A 9,560-nucleotide genomic window follows, 5' to 3' on the forward strand; every position below is an offset into this window, starting at 1 on the left:
GGCCGAGGAACCCTCGGAGGGGGTGACGTTGGCTTTTGATCCACATTTTGCCAGCGAAGGAGCGCGAAGCGCGACTGAGCGCAGCAAAAGGTGGCGGTTCGTAAGCGTTTAGCCCGGCGGTGTGCTACTACCCGCATGGCGGACTGTCCACTCGCCGACGAATGCCCCAGTTTTTCAGAGCGCATCGACGGGATGGGCTGTCAGCATTACGGCACTCGTGGCGGCGCGGAGTGGTGTAACCACTACAACCAGCCGATTCGAGAGCTGAAATCCCAGCCGGTGACCATCGGCGAGGAACTGGTCGTCACCGTCGAGGACATGCACGAGAGCGGGGCGGGCGTCGGGCGCACCGAGGACGGGTTCATCGTGTTCGTCGATGGCGTCCTCCCCGACGCGCGCTCGCGGGTGAAGATAACGAAGGTCCGTTCGAATCACGCGCGGGCGGACGAACTCGAACGGCTGCCGATGGACGAGGAGGATGAGGGCGATGCGGACGACGATGAGGCCGACGAGGACGTGGACGACGAGAGCGAAGCGAACGAGACGGACGGGCGACCGAAGCGCCGCCAGCGCCTCGGCAGCCGCGAGAACTTCTGGGGCGGGTAGGCCGGACTGGACAGTCCGATGGCCGACGAGGCGGACGAGGTCTTCTCCCGGACGGGTTTCGACCCGACGACAAGCGTGCTCACACCTCGGCAGGCCACGGTGTTGGTGCTGCGCGAGCGCGGGCTGAAACAGCACGCCATCGCCGAGCGACTCGACACCTCGCGGGCGAACGTCGCGGGTATCGAGGCGAGTGCCCGCGAAAACGTCGAACGCGCCCGCGAGACCGTGGCGTTCGTCGACGCGCTCGAAGCCCCGGTTCGTGTTCTCATTCCGGCCGACACCGACCTCTACGACGTGCCCCAGCAGGTCTATGACGCCTGTGATGAGGCCGGTGTGAAGGTCAACCACACCGCGCCGGAACTCATGAACACCGTCAGCGACCGCGCTGGCGGGGCGGTGCGGGGCCGCGAGGTCAGGAGGGAACTGTTCGTGGGTGTCACCCGTGCGGGCGAGGTGCGGGTGCGCAGCGGGACGCGAGACGGACATGGAACACCGGGAGAGCAGGAGCTATAACTCGGGCGTCCATCGGGCAGGTATGGACTTCGAACTCGACGGCAATGCAGCGCTCGTCACCGCCAGCACGAGCGGTCTCGGACTGGCGAGCGCCGAAGCACTCGTCGCGGAGGGAGCGGACGTGGCCATCTGCGGACGGAACGGCGACCGACTCGACGAGGCGCGCGAGACCGTCGAGGCCGCGGGTTCGGGCGACGTGCTCGCGGTGCAGGTCGACATCACCGACGGCGAGGACATCCAGCGACTCGTCTCGGAGACCGTCGATGCGTTCGGCGGACTCGACCATCTCGTCACGTCGGCCGGCGGTCCTCCCAGTGGGGAGTTTCTCGACATCCCCGAGGAGGAGTGGTACGCAGCCTACGACCTGCTGGTGATGAGCGTCGTCCGCACGCTCTCGGCGGCCCACCCGCATCTCGACGCGAGCGATGCCGGCACGTGGGTCGCCATCACCTCGACGAGCGTGAGCGAGCCAATCGAGGGGCTGGTCCTCTCGAACGCCGTCCGCCGCGGGGTCACGGGCGTGGTCGATACTGTCGCGCGGGAGTTCGCCCCCGAAATCCGGGCGAACGCCGTCCTGCCGGGCAGTCACGAGACGCCGCGCATCGAGAAACTCGTCGAGGCGGGCGTCGAGCGCGGCGAGTACGAGAACTATGAAGAAGGACTGGCCGATTGGTCCGACGGGATTCCGCTCGAACGGGTCGGCGACCCGCGCGAACTCGGCGATGCGGTCGCCTTCCTGTCGAGTGCACGGGCGAGTTTCGTCACCGGGACGGCGCTGCCGGTCGATGGCGGCACGCTCAGAGGTTGATACGCACGGTTCTGTCGTGGAGCGGTGGGAAGGACGCTGCCGTGGCACTCGCCGAGATGCGGCGAGCCGAGGACGTCCACGTCGAAGGGCTGTTGACGACGATTGGGACCGAGACGAATCGGAGCAGCATGCACGGTGTGCGCTGCGAGCTGTACGAACGACAGGCCGCGGCGGTGGGGCTGCCGGTCGAGTTCGTCGAGCTTCCGGCCGACGCGACGAACGAGGCGTACGAGCGGGCGATGGCGGCGGTCATCGAGGGCTATGCAGAGCGAAGTATCGAACGCATCGCCTTCGCCGACCTCCTGCTCGACGACGTGCGGGCCTACCGCGAGGAGCAGCTCTCGAACAGCGCCCTCGATGGCTACTGGCCGCTCTGGGGACGTGACACGGCGGCGCTCGCGGCCGACTTCGCCGAGCGGTTCGAGGCGACCGTCGTCTCGGTCGACGGTGAGCCACTCGGCCCCTCGTTCGCGGGTCGTGCGTTCGATGCGCAGTTCCTCGCGGACCTCCCCGACGAGGTGGACCCGTGTGGCGAGAACGGCGAGTTCCATACCTTCGTGTGGGATGGCCCGGTTTTCGAGAAGCCAGTGAGCGTGACGACCGGCGAAACGGTCACGCGGCCGGTCGGTGACGGTGAGTTTCACTACTGCGAGCTACTGACACCGACCTGAAGCCGCTCGATGACTGATGGCTGTTGTCGCTTTGCTTGTGGTTGCGGAGCGGTCGGCGCGCGGTCGCGCCTCCGGCGCGACTCGTGCGAGGTCTGAGCGAGTGCAGGCTCGTCAGAGTGGTTCGGAAGACGCTACGCGTCTTCCGTCATCACGGAAGAGCGAAGCTCTTCCGGACGACTTCGCTCTGACGGTGGATGAGTGAAGCGAGTGCAACGAGCGGAGCGAATCGGTTGGGGAGGATGTGCCCGTTGCGGTGCGGTGGGCGGAGGTCAGGTATCGAACCGCGAGCGAGACTGGGGCCGAGCGAGCGGCCTTTTTAGTCTAGGTTTTTCAAGGAGTGGGGCGGTCTACCACGTCTCGACGGTCCCCTCACGAACGTCTTCGAGACAGCCCTCGCAGTCGGGATGGCCCGCTTCGAAACAGTCGGGTTCGTAGCCGTCGAGCATCACGGTGCGTTTCTGTGCGTACCGCCGGCAGACGATGCGGGCGTGTTCGTCGTACGGGCCATCGCCCTCGGCACGGGTCTGCCCGTCGCTGTAGGCGTGTTTGGACTCGGCGTACCGCCGGCCCGCCGCGCGCGCCGTCGAGTGGAGAAAGCGCGCGATTGGACCGTCGTCGCTCATGACTTTGGGTCGGGGTGCGCGCTACAAAGGCCCATCGGCTCCCTCGGAAGGTTTATTATCGCCCTCTCGGTGGTCCGGCTCGAAGGTATTCGATGACCTCACAACTCTTCTGTTCGGATTGACGCCGCAGGGTCACACTCCGGAGCAGTCCGGTTCAGGCAGATACCGCCTCTAGCCAGCAATCTCACAACCATGTCAGGAACAGTCTTCATCGACGGCGATAGCATCGACCTCAGAACAGTCGAAGAGGAGGACATCGAATTTCTCGTGCGGGGAGTGAATCACCCGAACGTGCGGCGGTATATCTCGGCGTTTCGCCTGCCACAGAATGCGGAGCGATACGGCGAAACGTTCGAGAACATCGACAGCAGCGATAGTGGAGCAACGCTTCTCATCCATGCTGACGGCGACCCGGTCGGCTCCGTGCAGCTGTATCCAATTGACGACAGTCGCGGGTGGGCGAATCTCGGCTGTTGGGTCGTGCCCGAACGGCAGAAAAACGGCTACGCTATAGAAGCGTGCGAACGCATCGTGGCATACGGGTTCCGCGAACTACGGTTGCATCGTATCTCGGGGGTAGTGATGACGTCGAATACTGCCTCGCAGCGGTTGCTCGAACGCATCGGCTTCACTCACGAAGGAACGAAGCGCGAATCGTCGTTTGCGGAGGGCGCATACGTCGACGAGGAGCAGTATGGGTTGCTCGAATCCGAGTGGCGCGAGCAGCGTGACGGGACGACGCCATAGCGCCCGAGAATCACTTTCACTCCGCTCGCGGAACTTTTTATACCATCGGGCACCAACCCACGAGTGTCTCCCATCGAAAACAACGCGGAGACAGGACACCCAATGACGGACGTACAACAGCACGCAGCGGAGATACACGAGCAGTTTTCCGATACACTGGATATCAGCGTCGAGGAGGTCGAAGAGCGCCTCGACACGCTGGTCAACGAGTACCGAGTGCCTGCCGAGGAGGCCCGCCGGAGCGTCACGAGCAGCTACCTCGACGAGGCGGGGATGGACCGCGAGGAACTCGGCGGCGACAGCGAGGAGCGAACTATTGAGACCATCGACACACCCGAACAGTGGGTCGACCTCACCGTCGAGGTACTTCAGCTCTGGGAGCCACGGAGCGACTCCATCGCCCAAGTCGGCCTGTTGGGCGACGAGACGGGGACGATAAAGTTCACCGCGTGGGCGACCTCGGACCTGCCCGAACTCGACGAGGGCGGCGTCTATCGGCTCGAAAACCTCGTGACCGACGAGTACGAAGGGCGGTTCTCGGTCAAACTGAATCGCACGACGGGTATCGAGGAACTCGACGAGGAGATCGACGTGCCGGAATCGAGCGGTACGAGCGAGGAGCGCGAGATAGCCGAAATCGACGCTCCCGAAGAGTGGGTCGACCTGACGGCGAAAGTCACTCAGCTCTGGGAGCCACGGAGCGAGTCGGTCGCCCAAGTCGGACTGTTGGGCGACCCCTCGGGAACCATCAAATTCACCAAGTGGGCGACGTCTGACCTGCCTGAACTCGGTGAGGGAAGCGTCTACCGACTCACGAATCTCGTGACCGACGAGTACGAAGGGCGGTTCTCGGTCAAACTGAATCGCACGACCGGTATCGAAGAAGTCGACGAGGAGATCGAAGTCGGTGACGATGCCGTCACCGTCGAAGGCGCACTGGTGGACATCCAGCGCGGGAGCGGTCTCATCAAGCGCTGTCCCGAAGAAGGCTGTACGCGCGTGCTCCAGAACGGCCGCTGTTCGGAACACGGCGAGGTCGAGGGCGAGTTCGACCTCCGCGTGAAGGCCGTCATCGACGACGGTACTACTGTGCACGAGACCATCTTCAACCAAGAGGCGACCGAGGAACTCGCGGACATCACCCTCGATAAAGCGAAGGAGATGGCGATGGACGCGCTCGATACCACAGTAGTAGCCGACGAGATTCGGAACGAAGTCCTCGGCAGCTACTATCGCGTCGAGGGGCCGACGCTCGGCCGATATGTGCTCGCAAACGATTTCGAACGGCTAGACGGGCCGACCGATGCCGAGGAGACGCTCATCAAAGCGAGGTCGCTCTGATGAGCGGCGCACCAACCCGCGAGGTCGCCCGGCGCGTCTTCGCCCGCGAGTTCAGCGACGGCAGCGACACGTTCAAGGAGAGCGACGAGGAGCGCGCGCCGGTCTATCTCCTCCTTCCAACCGGTGAGCGCGCCAATCGAATCTTCTTCGTCGGGACGCTCACCGAGACCGAGGACGTGGGGTCGGATTCGGAATACTGGCAGGGTCGTGTCGTCGACCCCACAGGAACCTTCTACGTCTATGCCGGCCAGTACCAGCCCGAGGCCGCGAGCGCGCTCCGGGAAATCGAACCCCCCGAATACGTCGCGGTGGCGGGCAAACCGCGGACCTACGAGACCGACGACGGCGACACGAACGTCGCCGTCCGGCCGGAGTCGATCACCGTAGTGGACGCGGCCACCCGCGACCGCTGGGTGGTCGAGACCGCCGAGCACACCATCGAGCGGATTCGAGCCTTCGAGGAGGAGACCAACGAATATGCCAGAATGGCCGAGGAGCGGTATGACTTACCCCTTGAAAATTACCGACGCGAGGCGGTATCGGCCCTCGAAAGTTTGGAGGAAGAGGACGAGGTCGCCGCCGAAAGCGGCTGAGTCGCGACGTCTCGGCTGGGACTGTCTGACGAAGACCTAAGTTCGCGCGGTCACAAGTCCGCTTCGAGATGGGTAACAAGAACAAGACGATTTCCTTTCGCGTCAACGAGGACGCCTTCGAGACGCTGCGGGAAATCGCCGAGGAGCGCGACATCTCGCTTTCGGCTGTCTTTCGCAACTACGTCGAGATGTTGGTTGCCCACGACGGACAGGTCCAAGTCGTCCCCGAACACGAGGTCGACGACAGCGAGACGGAGACGTCGAGCTTTCCGCCGAAAGTCGAGGTGCCCAAAAGCTACGTCCGTGAGCACGAACGCCTCGAACTCGAAGCCGAGCATCTCCGCGACCAGCTCGACGAACACCGCCGATACGTCACCCAGTTGAGCCAGCGCCTCGAAGAGCAAGAGGGCGGCGAGGACGTGATTCAGCTCGAAGAACTCGACGGCGAGGACGAAGAAGAGCCGTACAGACTCGGTTAGAGCAGGTCGCGCTTGCGTTCGCTCACGCGGCGCTCCATCTCCCGATTCTTCTCGACGCTTGCGAGGTCCTCCATCGCGTCGAGCGTGCGCACCGAGTTATCGAGAAAGGAGAGAACGTCCCCCGGGTAGGCTGTCACGAGGTAGTCGTCGCTCATGACGTCGACGATGGCCTCCGGGCCGAGACCGCCCGCCCGGAGGTCGAGCAGGTAGCGGATGAACTTGCGTTCTGGGTGGCCACAGTAGGGATTCGACTCGCAGTCACAGTCCAGGAAGTCCTCGGCGAAATCGAGCACGCGCTCTTGGGTGGCGTCGTCGAGTTTCGAGAGACCTTCGCCCGAGTAGAGCAGGTCGAGGGTCGCGCCGCTGAACGCGCTTCTGGGGATTCGCGTTTCGAGCTGCGAGCCGATGCGGCGGTGGTTCTTGACGTAGATCTTGTCCGTGATGGCCACGCTCGGAGTAGGATGGAGAGCGCCAAAAGCGTCGCGGACCGTTCGGCGGGAGTCGTAACGTACTTTATCCGCGCGCGGATATCATCGAATGCGTGTCCGGGTTGGGGTAATGGTCATCCTTCAGCCTTGTGGAGGCTGAGACGCGGGTTCGATTCTCGCACCCGGACCTCACAGAGCCAAACAACGAAGGGCTATCCGTCCGCTCTCCTTCCTTCCGACAATGGATGTTGCTCTTCTCACCATCGGCGACGAACTGCTTTCGGGCGACACCGCGAACACCAACGCGACGTGGCTGGCCAGTCGACTCGCAGAGCGCGGGGCGACCGTCGCGCGGATTCTCGTGGTGCCCGACGACCGCGAGTTGATTGCCAGTAAGGTCGAGGAGTATTCCGAAGCGTTCGATGCGGTCATCGTCACCGGCGGGTTGGGCGGCACGCCCGACGACCGCACGATGGACGCCGTGGCCGAGGCCTTCGACCGCTCGCTCGCGGTCAACGAGCGCGCACGAACCGACATCGAAAAGACGGTCGAAGCCGTCCGCGAGGAGTATCCCGACATCGAACTCGACATCGACGCCGAGGCATCGATTCCGGCGGACAGTCAGCCACTCATAAACGAGCCGGGTCTCGCGCCCGGCTGTGTCATCGAAAACGTCTACGTGCTTCCCGGCATCCCCGAGGAGATGCAGGCGATGTTCGAGAGCGTCGCGGAGGCGTTCGGGGGGAGCGTGCGCTCACGGACGTTTTATACTAACATTCCGGAAGCGGAGCTGATTCCCGACCTCACCGCGACTGAAGAGCGCTTTGACGTCGCTGTGGGTTGTTATCCCGACCGCGAGGTGCGCCACAACCGCATCAAACTCGTCGGCGAGGACAGTGCTGTGCTCGACGAGGCGGCCGATTGGCTGCGTGCGCGTATCGAGACGGTGCCAGCCCCGGAGGGCTAGAGCGATTCGTCCGGCGAGCGCGGCGATTGGGTGGTGTCGCCCGTCGCTTCCGCCCCGCTCGATTGGAGTATCGTGAGTGCCGTCATCAGGTCCGTTCGGGAGACGAGACCGATGAACTCCCCACGGAGGTCGAGGACGGGCAGCCGGCCGACACCGTTCGACTGCATCGTCGAGAGTGCGGTCATCGCATCGCTGTCCTCGGGGATCGTGTGGAGGTCGCGGCTCATCACCTCCTCGACCCGGTAGGCGTCGCGTTCGACTTCCCGGACCTCCTGAGCGTCCGAGAGCGTGACCATCCCCACGAGGTCGCCGTCGTCGAGGACGGGGTAGCCGGTGTGGCGTTCCCCGAGCATCCGCTCGACGAGGTCGGCGACGCTCGTCTCGGGTGTGACGGCGTCGATGTCCCTGGCGGGCGTCATGACCCGTTCGACGACCACACCCTGCAGAGCGGCCTTCGTCACTGCCTGTTGGGCCTCGCCGGCGGCGCTGATGTAGATGAAAAACGCGATGGCGATCCAAAAGAGGTTGCCGCCGAACAACCCCGCGAGCGCGAGCAGGAAGGCGAATCCCTTGCCGACCTCGGCGGCGATCTGGGTGGCACGGGCGTGGGTACGATTGCGCGCGAGCAGCGCACGCAGGACGCGCCCGCCGTCCATCGGGAACCCCGGAAGGAGGTTGAACGCCGCGAGCGCGATGTTCAACAGTGCGAGATAGGCGACCACGAAACGCACGCCCGGCAGCCCCTCGGGGACGACGAGGAAGGCTCCAAAGGAGAGGATACCGAGAGCGACGCTGACGACGGGACCCGCGACGGCGACGGCGAACTCCTGACGCCAGTCCTCGGGCATCTCGGCCATCTGGGCGATACCACCGAGGAACCAGAGCGTGATGGCGTCGATGTCGTAGCCAAAGCGCATCGCCACGACCGAGTGGCCGAGTTCGTGGAGGATGACGCCCGCGAACAGGCCGAGTGCGGCGGCCACGCCGAGGATGTAGGGCATCGTGCCCGCCGACAGCGCCGCACCCGGCAGCGCCGTCCCGAACGTGGTGTTCATCAGCGTCGGCGGTGGTGCAGAACAGTTCTCATAGCGTGATGGTTGGACTGGCGATATCGTTGTCCCGTTCGTGATTTGTGAGGGCAACCGCAAGCCGCAGACACAGCACCAAGAAGACGTGAGATTCGACTCTGACTCGGCCTCGGACCCGTGGGGTCCCGAGGCCGAGATCCTTACAGACACCAATCGCTGTCTCGATCCGTGACCGTTTCCGATAGGCCTCATCTAACCGTTCCTCTGAAACCGCGATCGTGTCCTCAACACGATATTCGATATCGAGCGGTTCATCGGTGTTGCGTTGGTTATACGGCACAACCGGCACGACCCCCTGCTCCAGCAGGCGGTCGTGCCAATCGAGCATATCGAATTCGGCATCACCCAGCATCCAGATCGGTTTCTCGACGGCGAGCGCGTCAGTCGTGACGCGCGTCGCCGTCTCCTGATCGACCTTCTTCGCCTGTGTGAACGTGGCTGCGACCGGAATATTATCAGCAGCGGTCACCAGACAGCAGCCGTACCCGTAGTAGAAGTCATCTTCAGCGTGATCGTAGTTCCACTCAGCGTCATCATCCTGCTGATCGGCGGGGATGTCGGTACCATCGATCCGATAGAGCTTGCCGAGCGGTACTTGCTCGGCAAGCTCGTGAACCAACGTGATGAACACGTCCTCGGCAACGAGCGCGAAGTCAGTGATGAAGCGATCAAGCGTCCGCCGTCCCGGCGGACGCG

General features: G+C 64.0%; 12 protein-coding genes, 1 tRNA gene and 2 pseudogenes. 11 read left to right on the plus strand and 4 right to left on the minus strand.

From position 1 onward, the window contains the following. Window positions 1–135: 135 nt before the first annotated feature. From ACQUQO_RS12055 to ACQUQO_RS12070, 4 genes are read left to right on the plus strand one after another with little or no spacing between them, the layout of a single operon-like run. On the plus strand, window positions 136–606 hold the full coding sequence (locus ACQUQO_RS12055; RefSeq protein ID WP_435078268.1) for a TRAM domain-containing protein: 471 nt from the start codon (window positions 136–138) through the stop codon (window positions 604–606). An 18-nt stretch (window positions 607–624) separates the two neighbouring features. After that, the gene (locus tag ACQUQO_RS12060) at window positions 625–1,119 is read left to right on the plus strand and encodes a Tfx family DNA-binding protein (RefSeq protein WP_435078269.1); all 495 of its coding nucleotides are present in this window, start codon (window positions 625–627) and stop codon (window positions 1,117–1,119) included. Between the two features lie 22 nt (window positions 1,120–1,141). Then, window positions 1,142–1,927, plus strand: a complete 786-nt coding sequence (locus ACQUQO_RS12065; RefSeq protein WP_435078270.1) for an SDR family oxidoreductase — start codon at window positions 1,142–1,144, stop codon at window positions 1,925–1,927. Continuing rightward, entirely contained in the window at window positions 1,924–2,598 is a 675-nt protein-coding gene (locus ACQUQO_RS12070; protein WP_435078271.1) for an ATP-binding protein, read from the plus strand. Before ACQUQO_RS12065 ends, ACQUQO_RS12070 begins: the two co-directional genes overlap by 4 nt. A gap of 347 nt (window positions 2,599–2,945) precedes the next feature. Here the strand turns inward: ACQUQO_RS12070 and ACQUQO_RS12075 are convergent, their stop codons facing one another. Then, window positions 2,946–3,221 (minus strand): DUF7091 family protein, encoded by a 276-nt coding sequence (locus tag ACQUQO_RS12075; protein WP_435078272.1) that lies wholly within the window; start codon window positions 3,219–3,221, stop codon window positions 2,946–2,948. 192 nt (window positions 3,222–3,413) lie between these two features. Here ACQUQO_RS12075 and ACQUQO_RS12080 point away from each other — a divergent pair, with 192 nt between their 5' ends. From ACQUQO_RS12080 to ACQUQO_RS12100, 5 genes and pseudogenes are all read left to right on the plus strand, one after another. Then, window positions 3,414–3,968: a GNAT family N-acetyltransferase gene (locus ACQUQO_RS12080; protein WP_435078273.1), complete on the plus strand. Its 555-nt coding sequence runs from the start codon at window positions 3,414–3,416 to the stop codon at window positions 3,966–3,968. Between the two features lie 102 nt (window positions 3,969–4,070). Further along, window positions 4,071–4,259, plus strand: a pseudogene (locus ACQUQO_RS12085) (replication protein A); the annotation flags it as partial. A gap of 144 nt (window positions 4,260–4,403) precedes the next feature. Continuing rightward, window positions 4,404–5,309, plus strand: a complete 906-nt coding sequence (locus ACQUQO_RS12090) for a replication protein A (protein ID WP_435078280.1) — start codon at window positions 4,404–4,406, stop codon at window positions 5,307–5,309. Then, window positions 5,309–5,902: an RPA family protein gene (locus tag ACQUQO_RS12095; protein WP_435078274.1), complete on the plus strand. Its 594-nt coding sequence runs from the start codon at window positions 5,309–5,311 to the stop codon at window positions 5,900–5,902. The genes ACQUQO_RS12090 and ACQUQO_RS12095 overlap by 1 nt, the downstream gene beginning before the upstream one ends. A 68-nt stretch (window positions 5,903–5,970) precedes the next feature. After that, window positions 5,971–6,381 carry a CopG family transcriptional regulator gene (locus ACQUQO_RS12100; protein WP_435078275.1) on the plus strand — a complete coding sequence of 137 codons (411 nt, stop codon included), beginning with the start codon at window positions 5,971–5,973 and terminating at the stop codon, window positions 6,379–6,381. Here ACQUQO_RS12100 and ACQUQO_RS12105 read toward each other — a convergent pair. Further along, window positions 6,378–6,830, minus strand: coding sequence for a DUF5814 domain-containing protein (locus ACQUQO_RS12105; RefSeq protein ID WP_435078276.1), 453 nt, complete (start codon window positions 6,828–6,830; stop codon window positions 6,378–6,380). The two genes, ACQUQO_RS12100 and ACQUQO_RS12105, sit on opposite strands and share 4 nt — an antisense overlap. Window positions 6,831–6,925: 95 nt before the next feature. Here ACQUQO_RS12105 and ACQUQO_RS12110 point away from each other — a divergent pair. Both ACQUQO_RS12110 and ACQUQO_RS12115 read left to right on the plus strand, forming a co-directional pair. Beyond that, window positions 6,926–6,997 (plus strand) — tRNA-His (locus tag ACQUQO_RS12110). Between the two features lie 53 nt (window positions 6,998–7,050). Further along, entirely contained in the window at window positions 7,051–7,776 is a 726-nt protein-coding gene (locus ACQUQO_RS12115) for a competence/damage-inducible protein A (protein ID WP_435078277.1), read from the plus strand. Here ACQUQO_RS12115 and ACQUQO_RS12120 read toward each other — a convergent pair. Together ACQUQO_RS12120 and ACQUQO_RS12125 are read right to left on the minus strand one after the other, a co-directional pair. Further along, a pseudogene (locus ACQUQO_RS12120) lies at window positions 7,773–8,834 on the minus strand (CBS domain-containing protein); the annotation flags it as partial. The gene ACQUQO_RS12115 and the pseudogene ACQUQO_RS12120 overlap by 4 nt on opposite strands. Before the next feature lie 25 nt (window positions 8,835–8,859). Continuing rightward, window positions 8,860–9,560 (minus strand): transposase (locus tag ACQUQO_RS12125; protein ID WP_435078278.1); only part of this gene is annotated, 701 nt, incomplete at its 5' end.

The sequence above is a fragment of the Halococcus sp. AFM35 genome (assembly GCF_051195015.1).
Lineage (GTDB): Archaea > Halobacteriota > Halobacteria > Halobacteriales > Halococcaceae > Halococcus.

Bases quoted from the DNA above. Each gene is read 5' to 3' on its own strand.
- ACQUQO_RS12095 (WP_435078274.1), top strand. From the start codon at position 5,309: ATGAGCGGCGCACCAACCCGCGAGGTCGCCCGGCGCGTCTTCGCCCGC.
- ACQUQO_RS12080 (WP_435078273.1), top strand. From the start codon at position 3,414: ATGTCAGGAACAGTCTTCATCGACGGCGATAGCATCGACCTCAGAACA.
- ACQUQO_RS12065 (WP_435078270.1), top strand. From the start codon at position 1,142: ATGGACTTCGAACTCGACGGCAATGCAGCGCTCGTCACCGCCAGCACG.
- ACQUQO_RS12055 (WP_435078268.1), top strand. From the start codon at position 136: ATGGCGGACTGTCCACTCGCCGACGAATGCCCCAGTTTTTCAGAGCGC.
- ACQUQO_RS12075 (WP_435078272.1), bottom strand. From the start codon at position 3,221: ATGAGCGACGACGGTCCAATCGCGCGCTTTCTCCACTCGACGGCGCGC.
- ACQUQO_RS12060 (WP_435078269.1), top strand. From the start codon at position 625: ATGGCCGACGAGGCGGACGAGGTCTTCTCCCGGACGGGTTTCGACCCG.
- ACQUQO_RS12100 (WP_435078275.1), top strand. From the start codon at position 5,971: ATGGGTAACAAGAACAAGACGATTTCCTTTCGCGTCAACGAGGACGCC.
- ACQUQO_RS12115 (WP_435078277.1), top strand. From the start codon at position 7,051: ATGGATGTTGCTCTTCTCACCATCGGCGACGAACTGCTTTCGGGCGAC.